At 60.9% G+C, this 19,459-nt stretch carries 17 protein-coding genes; 4 read left to right on the top strand and 13 right to left on the bottom strand.

Features of this window, described 5'->3' with window-relative positions; all coding sequences use genetic code 11:
* Positions 1 to 5: 5 nt before the first annotated feature.
* The 4 genes from AC1DVH_RS12280 to AC1DVH_RS12265 all read right to left on the bottom strand — a co-directional run bounded on the left by AC1DVH_RS12280 (position 6) and on the right by AC1DVH_RS12265 (position 6,169).
* The gene (locus tag AC1DVH_RS12280) at positions 6 to 1,730 is read right to left on the bottom strand and encodes a putative 2-aminoethylphosphonate ABC transporter permease subunit (RefSeq protein WP_477754019.1); all 1,725 of its coding nucleotides are present in this window, start codon (positions 1,728 to 1,730) and stop codon (positions 6 to 8) included.
* A complete protein-coding gene (locus AC1DVH_RS12275; protein WP_477754018.1) occupies positions 1,730 to 2,806 on the bottom strand; it encodes a putative 2-aminoethylphosphonate ABC transporter ATP-binding protein in 1,077 nt (358 codons plus the stop codon). The genes AC1DVH_RS12280 and AC1DVH_RS12275 overlap by 1 nt, the downstream gene beginning before the upstream one ends.
* A 221-nt stretch (positions 2,807 to 3,027) precedes the next feature.
* Positions 3,028 to 3,891, bottom strand: coding sequence for a LysR family transcriptional regulator (locus AC1DVH_RS12270; RefSeq protein WP_477754017.1), 864 nt, complete (start codon positions 3,889 to 3,891; stop codon positions 3,028 to 3,030).
* 16 nt (positions 3,892 to 3,907) lie between these two features.
* Positions 3,908 to 6,169 (bottom strand): heavy metal translocating P-type ATPase, encoded by a 2,262-nt coding sequence (locus AC1DVH_RS12265; RefSeq protein ID WP_477754016.1) that lies wholly within the window; start codon positions 6,167 to 6,169, stop codon positions 3,908 to 3,910.
* A gap of 93 nt (positions 6,170 to 6,262) precedes the next feature.
* On the opposite strand from AC1DVH_RS12265, the gene cadR reads away from it, so the two are divergent.
* The gene (gene cadR, locus AC1DVH_RS12260) at positions 6,263 to 6,712 is read left to right on the top strand and encodes a Cd(II)/Pb(II)-responsive transcriptional regulator (protein ID WP_477754015.1); all 450 of its coding nucleotides are present in this window, start codon (positions 6,263 to 6,265) and stop codon (positions 6,710 to 6,712) included.
* Between the two features lie 122 nt (positions 6,713 to 6,834).
* On the opposite strand, the gene AC1DVH_RS12255 is transcribed toward cadR, so the two are convergent.
* From AC1DVH_RS12255 to AC1DVH_RS12245, 3 genes are all read right to left on the bottom strand, one after another.
* The gene (locus AC1DVH_RS12255; protein ID WP_477754014.1) at positions 6,835 to 7,806 is read right to left on the bottom strand and encodes a thymidylate synthase; all 972 of its coding nucleotides are present in this window, start codon (positions 7,804 to 7,806) and stop codon (positions 6,835 to 6,837) included.
* 48 nt (positions 7,807 to 7,854) lie between these two features.
* A complete protein-coding gene (gene lgt, locus AC1DVH_RS12250) occupies positions 7,855 to 8,667 on the bottom strand; it encodes a prolipoprotein diacylglyceryl transferase (protein WP_047534642.1) in 813 nt (270 codons plus the stop codon).
* Between the two features lie 97 nt (positions 8,668 to 8,764).
* On the bottom strand, positions 8,765 to 9,547 hold the full coding sequence (locus AC1DVH_RS12245) for a sulfite exporter TauE/SafE family protein (protein ID WP_477754013.1): 783 nt from the start codon (positions 9,545 to 9,547) through the stop codon (positions 8,765 to 8,767).
* Positions 9,548 to 9,681: 134 nt separating this feature from the next.
* On the opposite strand from AC1DVH_RS12245, the gene AC1DVH_RS12240 reads away from it, so the two are divergent.
* A complete protein-coding gene (locus tag AC1DVH_RS12240) occupies positions 9,682 to 10,428 on the top strand; it encodes an NRDE family protein (protein WP_477754028.1) in 747 nt (248 codons plus the stop codon).
* Positions 10,429 to 10,557: 129 nt separating this feature from the next.
* Here AC1DVH_RS12240 and ptsP read toward each other — a convergent pair whose 3' ends face one another.
* Both ptsP and AC1DVH_RS12230 read right to left on the bottom strand, forming a co-directional pair.
* On the bottom strand, positions 10,558 to 12,837 hold the full coding sequence (gene ptsP, locus AC1DVH_RS12235) for a phosphoenolpyruvate--protein phosphotransferase (RefSeq protein WP_477754012.1): 2,280 nt from the start codon (positions 12,835 to 12,837) through the stop codon (positions 10,558 to 10,560).
* A gap of 22 nt (positions 12,838 to 12,859) precedes the next feature.
* On the bottom strand, positions 12,860 to 13,339 hold the full coding sequence (locus AC1DVH_RS12230; RefSeq protein WP_003229203.1) for an RNA pyrophosphohydrolase: 480 nt from the start codon (positions 13,337 to 13,339) through the stop codon (positions 12,860 to 12,862).
* Between the two features lie 143 nt (positions 13,340 to 13,482).
* Here AC1DVH_RS12230 and AC1DVH_RS12225 point away from each other — a divergent pair, with 143 nt between their 5' ends.
* Positions 13,483 to 14,139: a histidinol-phosphatase gene (locus AC1DVH_RS12225; protein ID WP_477754011.1), complete on the top strand. Its 657-nt coding sequence runs from the start codon at positions 13,483 to 13,485 to the stop codon at positions 14,137 to 14,139.
* A 120-nt stretch (positions 14,140 to 14,259) separates the two neighbouring features.
* Here AC1DVH_RS12225 and AC1DVH_RS12220 read toward each other — a convergent pair whose 3' ends face one another.
* Together AC1DVH_RS12220 and ilvA are read right to left on the bottom strand one after the other, a co-directional pair.
* Positions 14,260 to 14,685: a DUF2269 domain-containing protein gene (locus AC1DVH_RS12220; protein WP_477754010.1), complete on the bottom strand. Its 426-nt coding sequence runs from the start codon at positions 14,683 to 14,685 to the stop codon at positions 14,260 to 14,262.
* Between the two features lie 39 nt (positions 14,686 to 14,724).
* A complete protein-coding gene (gene ilvA / locus AC1DVH_RS12215) occupies positions 14,725 to 16,239 on the bottom strand; it encodes a threonine ammonia-lyase, biosynthetic (RefSeq protein ID WP_007982951.1) in 1,515 nt (504 codons plus the stop codon).
* A gap of 295 nt (positions 16,240 to 16,534) precedes the next feature.
* Between ilvA and rpiA the strand changes: the two genes are divergently transcribed.
* A complete protein-coding gene (rpiA, locus tag AC1DVH_RS12210) occupies positions 16,535 to 17,209 on the top strand; it encodes a ribose-5-phosphate isomerase RpiA (protein WP_477754009.1) in 675 nt (224 codons plus the stop codon).
* Positions 17,210 to 17,329: 120 nt separating this feature from the next.
* Here rpiA and AC1DVH_RS12205 read toward each other — a convergent pair whose 3' ends face one another.
* The gene (locus AC1DVH_RS12205; RefSeq protein ID WP_477754008.1) at positions 17,330 to 18,247 is read right to left on the bottom strand and encodes an SdiA-regulated domain-containing protein; all 918 of its coding nucleotides are present in this window, start codon (positions 18,245 to 18,247) and stop codon (positions 17,330 to 17,332) included.
* Between the two features lie 106 nt (positions 18,248 to 18,353).
* Entirely contained in the window at positions 18,354 to 19,280 is a 927-nt protein-coding gene (locus AC1DVH_RS12200) for an SdiA-regulated domain-containing protein (RefSeq protein ID WP_477754007.1), read from the bottom strand.
* Between the last annotated feature and the right edge of the window lie 179 nt (positions 19,281 to 19,459).

The following is a 19,459-nucleotide window of genomic DNA, read 5'->3' as shown; positions in this document are numbered from 1 at the left end:
ACAGATCATTGACCGGGTGCCGTCTGCCGCCAGGCCTGGGAGCGGCGCAGCAAACCCCGCGAGGCCCAGGCCAGCAGCAGGGACACGCCCGCCGAGGTAATCAGGATCAGGGTCGACATCGCTGCCGCACCGCCGACGTTGCCGGCGTCGTCCATGTTCAGCACCGCCACCGCCGCGAGGATGGTGTCGGGGCTGTAGAGAAAGATCGCCGCCGAAACGGTGGTCATGGCCGAGACGAACAGGTAGCGCACGATGTCCAGCAACGCCGGCAGGCAGATCGGCACGGTGACTCGCAGGTAGTGTCGGTACAGCGGCGCCTTGAGCGACAGCGCGGCGGCTTCGAACTCGGCGTCGAGTTGGCGCAGCGCGGTGGTGGCGGTCATTTGCGCGGTGGTCAAATAGTGGGCAATGGTGCAGACGATCAGCAGGGTCATGGTCCCGTACAGCACATGCAACGGGTTGCCGGTGAGATTGAAGAAGAAGACGTAACCCAACCCCAGCACCAGGCCCGGCACCGCCATCGGTACGAAACTGAGCATGCGCAAGGTCAGGTTCAGGCCGCGCTGGCCCCTGGTTTTTTCCATCAGGTAGGCGCCGGTGAAAATCAGCAGGCTGCCGATCAACGCCGTGCCCAGGGCCATCTTCAGGCTGTTGCCGTAGGCCAGCCAGCCACCGCCGGCGGTTTCGTTGAACTGATAGTGGTTGAGCGACAGCGACAGGTTGTACGGCCAGAACTTCACCAGCGAGGAGAACACCGCCATGCTGAACACCAGCAGGAGCGCGGCGCAGATCAGCAACACGATGGCCAGGTAGCAGCTGTCGCGCAGCTTCGACGGCGCGGGTTTGAACACTTGGGCGCGACCGTTCATGGAGTCGCCGTGACGACGACGCAACCAGGCATCGACGCCGAAGCTGAACAGCGCCGGCAGCAACAACACCATGCCGATCAACGCCCCGCGACCGAACTGTTGCTGGCCGACCACCGCCTTGTAGGCTTCCAGCGCCAACACTTGATAGTCGCCACCGACCACCACCGGTACACCGAAGTCAGTGATGGTCAGGGTGAACACCAGACAGAACGCGGCGAACACGGCCTGACGGGTCGCCGGCCAAGTGATGCTGCGGAAGGCTTTGGCCGGGCTGGCGCCCATGCTGGAGGCGGCGTCGAACAGTCGCGCATCGGCCAGGGACAGGGCCGACAGAAGAATCATCAAGGCGTGCGGGAAGGTGTAGATGACCTCGCCGAGCACAATGCCCCAGAAGCCGTAGATGTTGTCCGAAAGCAGGCCGCGCAACATGCCCTGATTGCCGAACAGATAAACCAACGCGATGCCGGGCAGCATTGATGGCGCCATCAATGGCAGCAGCGAAATGCCACGCCAGATGCCTTTAGCCGGAATCAAGGTGCGTTGCAGGGCGTAGGCAAACAGGTAGGCCAGCGGTACGACGATGGCCGCGACGCTGAGGGAAACTTTCAGGCTATTGCCCAGGAGCCAGTGGAAGTTCTCGCTGGTCACCAGCTCTTTCGCGGCGACCCAGCCACCGCCCTGCCCGGCCTCGGCGCTGAAACCACGCCAGAAGATCGCCAGCAACGGCATCAATACGGCAACACCCAACAACACCAACAGAAGGACTTTTCCGCCGACCACGAAAAGCCGGTCACCGATTTCGGCACGGGTGGTCTGCCGCAACTGCTTGTGTGGCAGCGGCAGCGCGATGTTCGCGCTCATCAGGCAAACACCTGCAGGCTGCGCGGCGGCAAGGCGACCATGATCTGCTGGGCGCCAAGGCGCGGCATGGCTTCCGGCGCCAGTTCCGCCAACAGTGCGTGGCCCGGCAATTGATCGAGCTCGAAGCTCATGCGGCAGCGGTTGCCGAGGAAGGTGATTTCACGAACCTTGGCGGGGAACAGGTTTTCCTCATGCACCAGCGGGTTGACGTTGATCGCTTCCGGACGGCAGAACAAACGGCCCGAGGCGGTCTTGGCGCCGCCATCGGCCAGTCGCATGCTCATTCCGCCGACCTGAGCGTGGCTGTCGCTACTGCGCTGGAACGGCAACCAGTTACCCTGGCCGACGAACTCCGCCACGAATGGCGTGGCCGGACGGTTGTAGATTTCCTGCGGCGTGGCGTACTGCTCGACCTTGCCGTTGTTCATCACGGCGATACGGTCGGCCATCAGCATGGCCTCGTCCTGATTGTGGGTGACCATCAGGGTGGTGATGCCGAGGTTGCGTTGCAGTTGGCGCAGTTCGGTGCACAGATGCTCGCGCACCCGGGCATCGAGGGCCGACATCGGTTCGTCCAGTAACAACAACGAAGGCGCAGGCGCCAGGGCGCGGGCCAGCGCCACACGTTGCTGCTGCCCGCCGGACAACTGGCCCGGGTATTTTTTCTCGCTACCGGTCAGGCCGACCAGTTCCAGCATCTGACCGACACGACGGCGCACTTCGTCGCGACCGCTGCCGGCGAGGCCATAGGCAATGTTCGCTTCGACGGTGAGGTTGGGGAACAAGGCGTAGGACTGGAACAGAATGCCGTAGTCCCGCGCCTGGGGTGCCAGGTGGGAAACGTCGCGATCACCCAAGTACAACTCGCCGCTGTCCTGCTTCTCAAGACCGGCGATGCAGCGCAGCAAGGTGGTCTTGCCACAGCCCGAAGGGCCGAGCAGACACACCAGCTCACCGGCCGCCACGTCGAGGGAAACGTTATCCAGCGCCGTGAAGGCGCCAAAGCGCTTCTGCACTCCGCGCACTTTCATCGGTGCGCCGGGGTTGGTCAAGGCAGTTGCGATCGGGTTGTTCATGGACGGACCTCATCTGGCAGATGGGGCCATCCTAGAGTTGTAATGAGTCCGTCATGTGGCAGTAAGGCAAAAACCGCCGATAGTGGTATTCAAGGATTTTGGTTCAGGTGCTGTGTTGTCAGGACTGACGCCTTCGCTGGCAAGCCAGCTCCTACAAGGTTTCGCATTCCCCTGTAGGAGCTGGCTTGCCAGCGATGAGGCCTGAACAGCCGCCAAAGATCTCAGACCGGGGCCATTTCCTGCGCCAACCCCAGAAACGCCGCCGGCAGTCGCGCGTTTTTGCGCTCCTTGAGGCAGTACAGGTATTCGGGAATCTGCGGCGCATTCTCGATGGTCAGCACCCGCAGCTGCGGATCATGGGGCACTTCCTGGCGGGCAATGATGCTGATACCGATGTTGCGCAGTACCGCTTCGCGGATCGATTCGCGGCTGCCGATTTCCAGCAGCGGCCCAAAACATACGCCAGCACTGGCCAGCAACTCTTCGGTCAGGCGACGGGTGGTCGAACCCGGTTCGCGCATCAGTAGGGTATGCCCGGCCAATGCACTGAGCGAAACGTGATCGTGAACCGCCAGCGGATGATTGCGATGCACGGCCAACACCAGCGGATCGCTGCCGAGTACCCGGCGAATCAGCCGTGCGTCATCGAGTAACTGCGACGACGCCGCGACATCGACCCGATAATCCTCCAGCGCTTCAAGCACCTGTTGGGAGTTGCCGATTTCCACCGACACCTCCACTTGCGGCAGACGTTCGCGGAATGTTTTTACCAGGTCGAGGATGTAATACGGCGCCGTGGCAGCAATGCGCAATGTGCCCTGGACCTGGCCGCAGTTACGCAGGAAAAACTCGATGTCGGCTTCCTGCTGCATCAGCACCTTGACCATCGGCAGCAGCCGCGCGCCCTCCTCGCTGACACTGAGACGCCGGCCACCACGGTAGAACAGCTCGACCGAATACTGGCTTTCGAGGTTGCGGATCTGCGTCGTCACCGTCGGCTGGCTCAGGCCAAGCTTTTTTGCAGCCTGGGTAATGCTGCCCAGGCGGGCCACCATGTAAAACGCCTTCAGCTCCGCACTCAGCACAACCGTCCCTCATCCTTTACTTGCGCAGCAGGCGCAAACCGTTGAACACCACCAGCAAACTCACGCCCATGTCGGCGAACACTGCCATCCACATGGTAGCGAGCCCGGCGAAGGTTACCCCAAGAAAGATCGCCTTGATGACCAAAGCCAGGGCGATGTTCTGCTTGAGGATGCTTGATGTCTGCCGCGACAGGCCAATGAATGCCGGAATTTTTCGCAGATCGTCGTCCATCAGGGCGACATCGGCGGTCTCGATCGCGGTATCGGTGCCAGCGGCGGCCATGGCGAAACCGATCTCGGAACGCGCCAGTGCAGGCGCGTCGTTGATGCCGTCGCCGACCATGCCGACCCGATGCCCTTGGGCATAAAGAGCCTCGACAGCCTGCAATTTGTCGCCTGGCAACAGGTCGCCCTTGGCCTCGTCGATGCCGACTTGCGCGGCAATGGCTTGCGCGGTGTGGACGTTATCACCCGTGAGCATCAGGGTTTTGATGCCCAGGTCATGCAGTTGCCGGATGGCTTCGCGGCTGGACGCTTTTACCGTATCGGCGACGGCGAACAGCGCCAATGGCCCGGACTGATCAAGCAGCAGCACCACCGACTTGCCCTGTTTTTCAAGGGCGAACAGTTTCTCTTCCAGCGCCGGCGAGCACAGCCCCAGATCCTCCACCAGTCGATGGTTGCCCAAATGGTAGAGCTGGCCGTTGATTTCGCCGCGCACACCGCGCCCGCCCAGCGCTTCGAAGTTATCCACAATCAGCGTCGCTGTTTGGTTATCCACAGCCGCTTTGGCAATGGCCTGGGAAACCGGGTGATCCGAGCGCCTGGCCAGCGCGGCGGCAATGGCAGGCGCCGAATCGTCGGCGGTCGGATCCAGCGACAGGTAATCGGTCTGCACCGGTTTGCCGTGGGTGATGGTGCCGGTCTTGTCCAGGGCCAGGTAGTCGAGCTTGTAACCGCCTTCCAGATAGACGCCGCCCTTGACCAGGATGCCTTTGCGCGCCGCCGCCGCGAGGCCACTGACGATGGTCACCGGCGTGGAAATCACCAGCGCACAGGGGCAGGCCACCACCAGCAGCACCAGCGCCCGGTAGATCCAGTCGAACCACAACGCGCCCATGAACATTGGCGGGATCACCGCCACGGCCAAGGCCAGGATGAACACTGCCGGGGTGTAGATTTTCGAGAAGCTGTCGACGAAACGCTGGGTCGGCGCCCGCGCGCCCTGAGCCTGCTCGACGGCGTGGATAATGCGCGCCAGGGTCGAGTTGTCAGCCGCAGCGGTTACTTCATATTCCAGGGATCCGGCCTGATTGATGGTGCCGGCGAAGACTTTGTCGCCGACGGTTTTTTCCACCGGCAGGCTTTCACCGGTGATTGGCGCCTGGTCGATGGTCGAGCGACCGGACAGCACTTCGCCGTCCAGGCCGATACGCTCACCGGGACGGACCCGTACCCGCGCGCCAAGCCCAATGGTTTTTACACCCTGCTCAAGCCAGCCCCCGTCAGCCTGCAACACCGTCGCCGTGTCCGGGGTCATCTGCATCAGGCCGCCGATGGCGTTACGCGCACGGTCGAGGGACCTGGCTTCGATCAACTCGGCCACAGTGAACAGGAACATCACCATCGCCGCTTCCGGCCACTGGCCGATCAGAACCGCGCCGGTCACGGCAATGCTCATCAGGGCGTTGATGTTCAGGTTGCGGTTTTTAAGGGCGATCCAGCCTTTTTTGTAAGTACCAAGGCCGCCACTGAGAATCGAGACCAGCGCGATGACCGCCACCAACCAGTTCGGGGCGGAACCGGTGAAGTGGATAACTTCTGCCAGCAATGCACCAACACCGGACAGCGCCAAGGGCCACCACGGCTTTTGCCGGGGCGCCGGGGTCGGGGTTTCAGCCCCCTGGTCCATCGGCTCGGCCTGCATGCCCAAGGACTTGATGGCCTCGACGATCGGCTCGATACCGGGCAAATCGTGGGTCACACCAAGCACCCGATTAATCAGATTGAACTCCAGCTGCTGTACCCCGGTCAGTTTGCTTAGCTTATTTTGGATCAGCGTCTGTTCGGTCGGACAGTCCATTGCCTCGATACGGAAACTACTCAGCCTAGCGCCAATCGTCGGCGATTCGCTCAGTTTTACCAGCGCAGGCGCTGCCGCTTTAGATGAGCAGCAGGAGTCGTCGTGACCGCCGTGCCCATGTTTTTGCACGGGCTTGAGCTTGTGGCTGTGCTCGTGTTCAGCCCCGGGTTTGTGGGAGTGCAGGGAATCGCTCATTGGTTACGTCCATAAGAGTGCCTGTTGCCAAGTAAAGACCCTGTAGCCACTATAGGGTCAAGCACCCATTCTGGAGTTTTGGAGATTGTTGTCATGAAAATTGGAGAATTGGCGAAACTCACGGACTGCGCCGTGGAAACGATCCGCTACTACGAGCGCGAGTACCTGCTGCCGGAACCAGCCCGCAGTGACGGCAATTATCGCGTTTACACCCAGGCCCACGCCGAGCGCCTGACCTTCATCCGTAACTGTCGCACCCTCGACATGACGCTTGAAGAAATCCGCAGCCTGCTGGCGTTTCGCGACAGCCCGCAAGACCAGTGCGAAAGCGTCAACGCACTGATCGACGAGCACATCCACCACGTCAGGGCGCGGATCGACGGCTTGCTGGCCTTGCAGACACAACTGCTCGAGCTGCGCCAACGCTGCGACGAGGGACCGGGTATCGATCAATGCGGGATTTTGCAGCGGCTGGAAGTGAGCGGCGGGGTGGTGGCGACGGAGGTGGGGCATTCCCATGTGGGCCGCAGTCACGGCCACTAAGCACACCGCAAAACCCTGTGGGAGCGAGCTTGCTCGCGATGACGGCGGCACATTCAACATTGATGTGACTGACAAATCGCTATCGCGAGCAAGCTCGCTCCCACAGGGTCGTTGGTGGTTTTTTAGACCGCCATCGGCGCGGTCATCGGCGCGTGGTGCTCGTAGCCTTCCAGCGAGAAATCGCTCGGTTCCACCAGCTCCAGCCATTGCGGCTGATACTCACCAGTCTTGGCAAACTCCGGCACACGCTCGGAAATCACCAGTTTCGGCATCGGGAACGGCTCGCGCTTGAGCTGTTCGTTGAGCATGTCCAGGTGGTTTTCGTAGACGTGGGCATCACCGATGAAATAGGTGAACCAGCGCGGCGTGTAGCCCGTCAGGCGACCGATCAGGCTCAGCAGAGCAGCACCTTCGGTGAGGTTGAACGGCGTGCCCAGGCCCAGGTCGTTGGAGCGGATGTAGAGGGTCAAGGAAATCTCCCTGGTCTCGACATTCGGGTGGAACTGATACAGCAGGTGGCACGGTGGCAGGGCCATTTCATCGAGCTGGGCGCAGTTCCAGCCGTGGAAGAGGATACGGCGGCTGCCCGGGTCCTTGATGATGGTATCGACGCACTGGCGGACCTGGTCGATGGCCTTGTACAGCACCACGTAGGTCTGGCCGTCCTCCTCGCCTTCGGCAATCTGGCGGTAGCCTTGCTTCAGAGTCTGCTCGATGGCAGCCGGGTTGCTGACCGGGATCTGCTTGTACGCCGGCCATTTGCGCCATTGCACGCCGTAGATTTCGCCGAGGTCGTCTTCGCCCTGGCGGAACGGGTTGGCCAGCCACTGGGCGTTTTCGTTGGCGTTCTGGTCCCAGACCTTGCAGCCCAATGCGCGGAATTCGGCAGCGTTGTTCACGCCACGCAGGAATCCGCACATTTCGCCGATGGCCGATTTGAACGCCATCTTGCGCGTGGTGATCGCCGGAAAACCTTCCTGCAGGTCATAACGCAGCATCGCACCGGGAAAACTGATGGTGTTCACGCCGGTACGGTTGGCCTGCTTGGTGCCGTTCTTGATGACGTGGGCGACCAGTTCGAGATATTGCTTCATGAATTACCTGTGTCCTTGAACCCGGGACCCAAGCCCCGGGGTTCGATTTTATACGGCTGCCGCTGGAGTCGCCGGGGCGCGGTGATAGGCCAGCCAGATCAGGAACAGCCCGCCGACGATCATCGGCACGCACAGCACCTGGCCCATGGTCAGCCAGTTCCAGGCCAGATAGCCCAGCTGGGCGTCCGGTACGCGGACGAACTCGACGATGAAGCGGAAGATGCCATAGAACAGCGCGAACATCCCCGATACCGCCATGGTCGGACGTGGCTTGCGCGAGAACAGCCAGAGGATCAGGAACAGTGCCACGCCCTCGAGGGCGAACTGGTACAGCTGCGACGGGTGACGCGGCAACTGCGCCGGGTCGCTGAACGGCGGGAAGATCATTGCCCACGGCACGTCGGTCGGCTTGCCCCACAGCTCGGCATTGATAAAGTTGCCGATACGACCGGCACCCAGGCCAATCGGCACCATCGGCGCAACGAAATCCATCAGCTGGAAGAACGACTTGTTGTTCTTTTTACCGAACCACAACGCCGCCAGCATCACACCGATGAAACCGCCGTGGAACGACATGCCGCCCTTCCACACTTCGAAAATCAGCGTCGGGTTGGCCAGGTAAGCGCTCAGATCGTAGAACAGCACGTAACCCAGTCGCCCGCCGACGATCACCCCCATCGACATCCAGAACACCATGTCGGAGAGTTTCTCCTTGGTCCAGGTCGGGTCGAAGCGGTTCAASCGRCGGGACGCCAGCAGCCAGGCGCCGCCGATGCCGATCAGGTACATCAGACCGTACCAGTGGATTTTCAGCGGACCGATGGCCAGGGCCACCGGGTCGATCTGCGGGTAAGGCAGCATTGCGACTCCTCGTTAGAGTTCAAATCTTAAAAATTCCCGGGCGACGCTGCCACCTCAGGATTAAGCCAGGATTGCGCTGCCCGTCAGAGCAGATGCTTCAGACTAGAAAGTTCAGACCGACGCAGAACAGCAAAGCGGCAAACAGCCGTTTCAGCAACTTTGGCGACAGGTTGTGGGCCAGTCGCGCACCGAAGCGGGCGAAGACCATGCTGGTCAGGGCAATGCCCAGCAACGCCGGCAAATAAATGAAACCGAGACTATGGGCCGGGAGCAACGGATCGTGCCAGCCCAGAATCATGAAACTCAATGCACTGGCCAGGGCAATCGGCAGACCGCAGGCCGATGAAGTGGCCACGGCTTGCTGCATCGGCACGCTGCGCCAGGTCAGGAATGGCACGGTCAACGAACCGCCGCCAATGCCGAAAATCGCCGAAGCCCAGCCAATCACGCTGCCGGCCACGGTCAGACCGAGTTTGCCCGGCACGGTTCGGCTGGCCTTGGGTTTAACGTCCAGCGCCAGCTGAGCGGCGATCACCAGGGCAAATACACCAATGAGTTTCTGCAGATTGGGACCGGAAATCGCTTCCGCCGTCAGCGCGCCGAACCCGGCACCGATCAGAATGCCGACGGTCATCCACATGAAGATCGGCCAACGTACGGCACCACGGCGGTGATGCTCGCGTACCGCGTTGACCGAAGTAAAGATGATCGTCGCCAGGGAGGTACCCACTGCCAGATGCGTGAGGATCGACGGATTGAACCCTTGGGCCTTGAAGCTGAACACCAGCACCGGGACGATGATGATCCCGCCGCCCACGCCAAACAGCCCGGCGAGCACACCTGCACAGGCGCCGAGCGCCAGATAGAGCAGAAATTCCATTGTCGTCCCGCCCGCATCCCCAAAACCGGAGCGGCATGGTAACGGATGCATGGCCTCGAGCTCCACTGTGCAAGGCGATGGATCGATGAGCGATGTCTGCGTACAGTGAGCAAAAAACACACAAGGACAGCCTTATGTGCCTGATTGTCTTTGCCTGGCGCCCGGGTCATGCCCAACCGCTGGTCGTGGCGGCCAATCGCGATGAGTTCTACGCCCGCCCCAGCCTGCCTCTGGCGCCATGGCCCGAAGCGCCGCACGTACATGCGGGGCGCGACCTCGAGGCCGGTGGCACCTGGCTCGGTGTCGGTGCCCAGGGACGTTTTGCGGCGCTGACCAATATTCGCGATCCCCATCGACCGCCGGGGCGCAAGTCTCGTGGGGAGCTGGTGGCGCGTTTTCTCACAGGGGAAATGCCAATTGACGACTATTTAGCCGATGTTGTCGACCGTTCGCTGGAATATGGTGGCTTTAACCTGCTGGTCGGCAATACCAATGAGCTCTGGCACTTCAATCAACTGGAATCGGAAGCGGTGATGCTGGCCCCGGGGGTCTACGGGTTATCCAATGCCGGGCTGGATACGCCGTGGCCGAAACTGCTCAAAGCCAAGGCGGCGTTGAGCGAGGTGCTGGATGATCCGCAGCCTCAGGCGCTGTTGGCGTTATTGAGCGATGCGCAGACCGCACCGCTTGCCGAGTTGCCAGATACCGGCGTGGGGCTGGCCACCGAGACGTTGCTGTCGAGCGTGTTCATTGCCAGTCAGAGTTATGGAACGCGGGCGAGTACGGCGTTGATTGTGCAGGCGGATAGGGCGCGGCATATGGTCGAGCGCAGTTTCGGGCCGTATGGCGGGCATCTTGGGGAAGTGGAGATCAGGCTGTAGTTGTGTGCTGTCTGGACTGGCCCCATCGCGAGCAAGCTCGCTCCCACAGGATCTCTGGCGTTCACAAAATTTGTGTTCACTGGATATCCTTGTGGGAGCGAGCTTGCTCGCGATGGGGTCATCAGCCTTTCAGAGGGGCTTGATCGCCGCCGGATTGATCATCCGCGCCAACCCGAGGTTCTTCAGCGCCAGCTGTAACGAGCTGTGAATCACTTGCGGGTTGTCGATGGTCATTAGTTCCGCCAGCAATTCCTTGGCCTTGCTCAGGTTGATCTGGCGCAGCATCCACTTCACTTTCGGCAAGTTGGTGGCGTTCATCGACAGGCTGTCGAAGCCCATCGCCATCAACAGCACGGCCGCCGCTGGGTCACCGGCCATTTCGCCGCAGATGCTCACCGGCTTGCCTTCGGTATGGGCATCACGCACCACGTTCTGCAGCGCCTGAAGCACTGCCGGGTGCAAGTAGTCGTAAAGATCGGCCACCCGCGGATTGTTGCGGTCCACGGCCAGCAAGTACTGGGTCAGGTCGTTGGAACCGACCGAAAGGAAGTCCACTTGCCGAGCCAGCTCCTTGGTCTGATACACCGCTGCCGGAATTTCGATCATCACGCCAATCGGCGGCATCGGCACGTCGCAGCCTTCGTCGCGGACTTCGCCCCAGGCGCGGTGGATCAGATGCAAGGCTTCTTCCAGCTCGTGAGTGCCGGAGATCATCGGCAGCAGGATGCGCAGGTTGTTCAGACCTTCGCTGGCCTTGAGCATGGCGCGGGTCTGCACCAGGAAAATTTCCGGGTGGTCGAGGGTGACGCGAATGCCGCGCCAGCCGAGGAACGGGTTGTCTTCCTTGATCGGGAAGTATGACAGTGACTTGTCGCCACCGATGTCCAGGGTGCGCATAGTCACCGGTTGCGGATGAAACGCGGCGAGCTGCTCGCGGTAGATCGCCAGTTGTTCCTTTTCGCTCGGGAAACGCTGGTTGATCATGAACGGCACTTCGGTGCGGTACAGGCCCACGCCTTCGGCACCGCGCTTCTGCGCCCGCGCCACATCCGCCAGCAAACCGGTGTTGACCCACAGCGGCATGCGGTGGCCATCGACCGTCACGCACGGCAGATCGCGCAGCGCATCCAGCCCCAGGGCCAGTTGTTTCTCTTCCTCGACCACCTCGGCGAACTGCTTGCGCAGCACTTCACTCGGGTTGGTGTAGACCTCGCCGTGGTAGCCATCGACGATCATCTGGATGCCGTCGACCTTGGAGTACGGCAGGTCGACCAGGCCCATCACGGTCGGAATACCCATGGCGCGGGCGAGGATGGCGACGTGGGAGTTGCCTGAGCCGAGCACCGACACCAGGCCGACCAGCTTGCCCTCCGGCACCTCGCCGAGCATCGCCGGCGTCAGTTCTTCGCTGACCAGAATGGTGTTGTCGGGGTAGACCAGGGTTTGCTGACGCTCTTCCTGCAAGTAAGCCAGCAATCGCCGACCAAGGTCCTTGACGTCCGAGGCCCGCTCGCGCAGGTAGGCGTCGTCCATCAATTCGAAACGGTTGACGTGATCGGTGACCACCTGGCGCAAAGCGCCCTGGGCCCACTGCCCGGTCTTGATCACGGTGGTGACTTCGCTGCCCAGCGCGGCATCGTCGAGCATCATCAGGTAGACGTCGAACAAGGCCCGCTCTTCCGGGCGCAGCTGCGTGGCGAGTTTGGCGGACAAGGTGCGCATGTCGGCGCGCACGCCTTCGATGGCGGTCTTGAACAAACCGAGTTCGGCGTCGATGTCGGTGATGTTCTTGTCCGGCACCACGTCCAGATCGGCGGGCGGCAGCATGACCACCGCCGTACCGACTGCCGCACCCGGCGAACCCGGAACGCCGATGAACTTGGCCTCCTGAATGCCTTTACCCTGACGGCCCAGGCCGCGGATCGAACCGGTGGCCTCGGCGTGGGCGATAACGCCAGCGAGCTGCGCGCTCATGGTCACGAGGAAAGCTTCTTCACCTTCATCGAACTGGCGACGTTCTTTTTGCTGGATGACCAACACGCCGACAACGCGGCGGTGGTGAATGATCGGTGCCCCGAGGAATGAGGCGAAGCGCTCTTCACCGGTCTCGGCGAAGTATCGGTAGCGCGGGTGATCCGCAGCGTTTTCGAGGTTCAGGGGTTCTTCGCGCGTACCGACCAGGCCAACCAGACCTTCGTTGGGTGCCATGCTGACTTTACCGATCGAGCGCTTGTTCAAGCCCTCGGTGGCCATCAGCACGAAGCGGTTGGTCTCGGGGTCAAGCAGGTAGACCGAGCAGACCTGGCTGCCCATGGCCTCTTTGACGCGCAACACAATAATCCCCAACGCCGCCTTGAGATCCTTGGCGGAGTTAACTTCCTGGACGATCTTGCGCAGCGTATTGAGCATGGCTCGGGGTCGAACTCCGTCGTCAGTCGCGCGCTAAAAGGCGCGGGGCAAGCTCTTTGAGAGCGCGTCGATACACCTCGCGCTTGAATGTCACCACCTGGCCCAACGGATACCAATAGCTGACCCAGCGCCAGCCATCGAATTCCGGTTTACCGGTCAAATCCATCCGCACCCGCTGCTCGTTGGAGATCAGGCGCAGGAGAAACCATTTCTGTTTCTGGCCGATGCACAGCGGTTGGCTGTGGGTACGCACCAGACGTTGCGGCAAACGATAGCGCAACCAGCCCCGGGTGCAGGCAAGAATTTCAACATCTTCGCGCTCAAGGCCCACTTCTTCGTTCAGCTCGCGGTACAAGGCGTCTTCCGGTGTCTCTTCGGGGTTGATTCCCCCCTGCGGAAATTGCCAGGCATCTTGATTGATTCGGCGAGCCCATAGCACCTGGCCGGCGTCATTCGTCAGAATGATCCCGACATTGGGGCGAAAACCATCGGGGTCGATCACGGCAACAACCTCGCAAACGCATGTCGCCGCATTGTTCCACAAAGGTTGTGAAGGCGGCAACGAAGGTTCCTACCTTATGTGCACTCTTGTGAAAAGACCGTATTCTTGTCGCCTTTTTACTGACTTTTCAGCGGGTAACTGCAATGCGCCTGGCTTTATTCGATTTGGACAACACCCTTCTGGGCGGTGACAGCGATCACGCTTGGGGCGATTACCTGTGCGAGCGCGGCTTTCTCGACGCCGTCGCCTACAAGGCTCGCAACGATGCGTTCTACCAGGATTACCTGGCCGGCAAACTCGATAATGCCGCTTACCTGAACTTCTGCCTGGAAGTTCTCGGCCGCACCGAAATGGCCACGCTGGATCAGTGGCACAGCGATTACATGCGTGACTGCATCGAACCGATCGTGCTGCCCAAGGCCATCGACCTTTTGGCCAAACACCGCGCAGCCGGCGACAAACTGGTGATCATCACTGCCACCAATCGCTTCGTCACCGGGCCGATTGCCGTGCGCCTGGGCGTCGAAACCCTGATCGCCACCGAGTGCGAGATGGTCGACGGCCGCTACACCGGGCGCAGCATTGATGTGCCGTGCTTCCGCGAAGGCAAGGTGACGCGCTTGAATCGCTGGCTGGAGGAAACCGGGTATACGCTGGAAGACAGCTACTTCTATAGCGACTCGATGAATGATTTTCCGTTGCTGGAGCAGGTGACCCATCCGGTGGCGGTTGATCCTGATCCGAACTTGCGGGCCGAGGCCGAGAAGCGGGGTTGGCCGGTAATCAGTCTGCGCGGCTGAAACCGCTATCGCGAGCAAGCTCGCTCCCACAGGGATCTATGTCGAACACAAATTTTGTGAACTCCACAAAAACCTGTGGGAGCGAGCTTGCTCGCGATCGGGGCGACTCGGTTTCAAGCCTTAAACAGGCTTGGCCCCCATCAACCCGGCAATCGCGATAAAACACACAAAACTGAACAACGCCAAGGCAAAGGTGAATTTACCTACACCCCCCGGCGTCTTGCGCAGTTTATTGAGGCGTACCAGCAACCAGAACCAAGCCAGCGCCGCCACGGCGTACAGCACACTGGACGCCAGCAACCAGGTCTGCCCCAATGGCCAGCCCACCAGATGCACCATCCACCAGCCGGTAAACGGCATGCTCAGCAGCGCCAACCCCATCAACAGCCAGACAAATACACGTGGCCGTTGCAGGGTGCGGCTTCCCGCCGTCGCATCACCCTTGCGCCGCGCAAGCAAAACCCAGGCTCCCAGACCCAGCGCACAAGCCAGCAATACAACAGTTGCCACCATGTGCGCCGCTTTCAGGGCAGTTAACGTTTCCATTGTTCGATTTCCTTATGACCCGCCCATCAGCGTAGCCCCTCAGCCAAGAAACAGCTGATAGGCCGGATTGTCGCTTTCGTCCCAGTACGGGTAACCGATTTCTTCCAGCGCCGCCGGTACCAGGTGGCGCTCGTCATGGGGCACTTGCAGGCCCGCGACGACACGGCCATCGGCCGCGCCATGGTTGCGGTAGTGGAACATCGAGATGTTCCAGCGCCCGCCAAGCTTGTTGAGGAAGTTGAACAGCGCGCCCGGACGCTCCGGGAATTCGAAGCGCAGGATCACTTCATCGACCACATGCGCCGCACGCCCACCCACCATATGGCGGATGTGCAGCTTGGCCAGTTCGTTGTCGGTCAGGTCCAGCACCGGGAAACCCTGCTCGCTCAGGCTGGCAATCAACGCGCTGCGCGGGTCGCTTTCCGGGTGGGTCTGCACACCGACAAAGATGTGCGCTTCGCTGCCGGTGTTGTAGCGGTAGTTGAATTCGGTGATCTGGCGCTTGCCGATGGCCTCGCAGAACGCCTTGAAGCTGCCCGGCTTCTCGGGAATGGTCACGGCGATGATCGCTTCGCGGCCCTCGCCCAGTTCCGCACGCTCGGCGACGTGGCGCAGGCGATCGAAGTTGACGTTGGCCCCGGAGTCGATGGCCACGAAGGTCTGGCCGCTGACGCCGCGCTGCTCGACATACTTCTTGATCCCGGCCACGCCCAGAGCGCCGGCAGGTTCGGTGATCGAGCGGGTATCGTCGTAGATATCCTTGATGGCTGCGCAGATTTCGTCGGTGCTGACGGTGATCACTTCATCGACATGGTCTTTGCAGATATCGAAGGTGTGCTGACCGATCTGGGCCACCGCAACGCCGTCGGCAAAGAGGCCCACGGTCGGCAGCACCACACGCTCGCCCGCCGCCATGGCGGCTTGCAGGCAATTGGAGTCATCCGGTTCGACGCCGATGATCTTGATGTCCGGGCGCAGGTACTTCACGTACGCCGCGATGCCGGCGATCAGCCCGCCGCCGCCCACCGGGACGAAAATCGCATCCAGTGGCTGCGGGTGCTGGCGCAGAATCTCCATTGCCACGGTGCCCTGCCCGGCAATGGTGTGGGGATCGTCGTACGGGTGAATGTAGACGTAGCCTTTTTCGTCGACCAGTTTCAGCGAGTAAGCCAGGGCTTCCGGGAACGAATCGCCGTGCAGCACCACTTTGCCGCCACGTGAGCGCACGCCTTCGACCTTGATCTCCGGAGTAGTTTTGGGCATGACGATGGTCGCCTTCACACCCAGCACCTTCGCCGCCAGGGCCAGGCCCTGGGCATGGTTGCCCGCCGACGCGGTGACCACGCCGCGAGCGCGTTCTTCGTCGCTCAACTGGGTCAACTTGTTGTAGGCGCCGCGAATCTTGAACGAGAACACCGGCTGCAAGTCTTCGCGCTTGAGCCAAATGCTGTTGCCCAGCCGCTCAGAGAGCTGGCGGGCAGTCTGCAGCGGGGTTTCTACGGCAACGTCATAAACGCGCGAGGTGAGGATCTTTTTGACGTACTGTTCAAGCATCGGAAAGCATCACTGAGCGGGTTGGGCAGGATCAAGGAGTCTAACCCGCATTTTGGCCGCACGACCACCAGTTGTAGGAGCGAGCTTGCTCCGGGCGGCGATCCGACGATGGTCGTGAACGATAACGCGTGAAAATAGATGTGCAGCGGTGCCATTGCGTTTTTCGTCGGAWCGCCGCCCGGAGCAAGCTCGCTCCTACAAGGAACGGTCGATCTGCCAATCGGGCAATGACCTTCCCCGCCCCGAAGCCTATAATGCCGGCCTTTCGTTCCCTCCTCGGCACCCCGGAGCCCGCATGAACCAGGATCAACTCAAACAGGCAGTGGCTCAGGCCGCCGTCGACTTCATCCTTCCGAAACTCGACGACAACAGCATCGTCGGGGTCGGCACCGGCTCCACCGCCAACTGCTTCATCGACGCCCTGGCCCAGCACAAAGGTGCGTTCGACGGCGCGGTCGCCAGTTCCGAAGCCACCGCCGCGCGCCTCAAGGGCCACGGCATTCCGGTGTACGAACTGAACACCGTCAGCGACCTGGAGTTCTATGTCGACGGCGCCGATGAGAGCGACGAACACCTGAACCTGATCAAGGGCGGCGGCGCTGCCCTGACCCGCGAGAAGATTGTCGCGGCCGTGGCCAAGACTTTCATCTGCATCGCCGATGCCAGCAAACTGGTGCCGATCCTCGGTACCTTCCCGTTGCCGGTGGAAGTGATCCCGATGGCCCGCAGCCACGTGGCCCGCGARCTGGTGAAGCTCGGCGGCGACCCGGTTTACCGCGAAGGCGTACTGACCGACAACGGCAACATCATCCTCGACGTGTTCAACATGCAGATCACCAATCCGGTGGAGCTGGAGACGCAGATCAATGCGATCGTCGGCGTGGTCACCAATGGTTTGTTCGCGGCGCGCCCGGCGGATCTGCTGCTGCTGGGTACCAGCGAAGGTGTGAAGACTCTGCGCGCGCAGTAAGCCACACACAGCCTTTGTAGGAGCTGGCTTGCCAGCGATAGCGGTGTAACAGCCAACAAACATGCTGAATGTCATGGCCTCATCGCTGGCAAGCCAGCTCCTACACAAGCAGGGCAAGCTTCAGGGTTGTCCCGGTTTCTTGAAAACGTAAAACAGGTTTGGCTCACTGACGAGGTAAAGCGTACCGTCGTCATCCATGGCAACCCCTTCCGCTTGCGGTACGTTTTTCTGCAAGCCGTGCTGCCCCTTGCTCAATGACATTGTACTCAGCGGACGCCCATCCACATCCAGTTCCAGAATCAATCGCGACTCATCCGATAGTGCCAGCAAATGCCCGCTGCGCTCGTCGTATTGCAAACCCGACAGGTCCCGCACAAACATCCCGGCATCACGCTTGGGGTCGTTGATCACGTGCACCGAGTAGGATTCTTCAGGATTGAATCGCGGAAAACCGTACACCTCATAGATCAGCATCGGGTCGCGCTCCTTGGCCACGAACAGGCGCTTGCCCGCTGAATCGTAAGCCAAGCCCTCGAAGCCCTTGTTGCTGCCCATGTGTACACCAACAGTCATCTGTTCGGCGTCTGCCGCGTCGACGAAGGTCGTGTCCTGCTCCAGATGAATTTTGATCAGCCGTTGCTGGCTTTCGTCAGTGACCACGTAGGTGTCCGCGCTGATGAACTCCACCGCCTCGGGATCGCCGAAACCGACCAGTGCCACACGACGCAAGATCCTGCCGTCGAGGGACAACTCGATCAACTCGCTTCGCTTATTGGTAACGGTGAACAGGCTGTCGCGCACAGGGTCGTAGGTCAATGCTGAAACGTTGTCAACCTGGCCATCGATCACCCGCGCCTCGGTCACGACCTGATAATGGTCCAGCCCCATGGACCGGGAACTCACCGGCTGCCACAGCGCGTGCAGATTGAACCAGGCACGCTCGAACAGGCGCTGGTATTGGCCGAGTGCAATCAACGCAATCAGCGAGACCACCGACAGGATCAGAATCAGGAATTTGAGGCGGGCAAATCGACGCATTCGGGGGGCTCAGGTTCAATACAGGCGGATGAAATATCACGCCTGTCTGAACTGAAGCTTAATGGCCGCCGGCCTTTTACGTACAGGCAATCAGCGCAGGCGCTGGTTACTTCTGTTTTTCGAAGCGATAAAACAGGTTCGGCTCACTCACCATGTACAGCGTGCCCGCTTCATCCATGGTCACGCCTTCGGCACGGGGAATGGTATTTTTCAGGCCGTTGAAGCCACGCAGCAGCGTAATGAAACTGACCTGCTCACCCTTCTTGTCCAGCTCCAGCAGCAGGTGCGAGTCGGCGGACAGCACCAGCATATGGCCGGTTCGCGGGTCGATGGCCAGTGCCGACAGGTTGCGCATGTCCAGCGCATGACTGGCTAACTTCAGCTTGTCGCCGGTAAGGACCTTGCCGTCACCTTTCCAGGCAAACAATGCCGGCGGGCGCTCTTCGCCCAGCAGCAGCTGCTGATTGCGCTGATCCCAGGTGACACCTTCAAAGGCCTTGTTCTGGTCTTTGGAAGGCCCGAGGTCGTATGTCGGGAAATCGGTGATGTTCAGTTCGCGGGTGTCGGCATCGACCTTGACGATGGCGATCAGGTGGTCGCGCTCATCGACAATCGCCATTCGGCCGTCACCCAGCACGGTGACGCCTTCAGGGTTGCTCCAGCCGACCAACGGCATTTTGCGCAGCACATCGCCCTGCAAGTTCAATTCGACCAGAAACGGGTTCTTGCCCATGACCGAAAACAGGGTCTTGGTCTGGGGGTCGTAGGACAGATCCGACGCTTCGTCCTTTTCCATGCCCGGCAACGGCTTCGCATCGATCACCGCGCGGTAGTCCGGAAGCCAGATACTGGCCTGACGCTCGGCCGGGCTCTTGAATTGCTCTTTCACCCAGAGCAGGCCCCGCGCATCCCAATGCATGGCAAAGGCGACGCCATAGGCGACAACGGCCACCAGCAGCAGCCAGGTGTGCCAACGCAGGGCGAAGCGTGAGCGGCGGGCAGGTTCAAGCGTGGAAAGCGGAGGAGTGGCCATTGGGGAATGCGTTCCAGAAATTCAGGCTAGCGGTAATAGCACAGTTTGGGGCCGGCTCAGAGGCCAATAGCCCTGAAATTATCCAGACTGGATGTGAAAAAAACGGGAAATGACAGGGTGAGCCTTTTACAGGCCACGACAAAACCAATGTGGGAGCGAGCTTGCTCGCGATGAGGCCG

The organism is Pseudomonas sp. P4_C3, from assembly GCF_056402075.1.
This window is presented reverse-complemented; position numbering and strand designations above follow the sequence as displayed.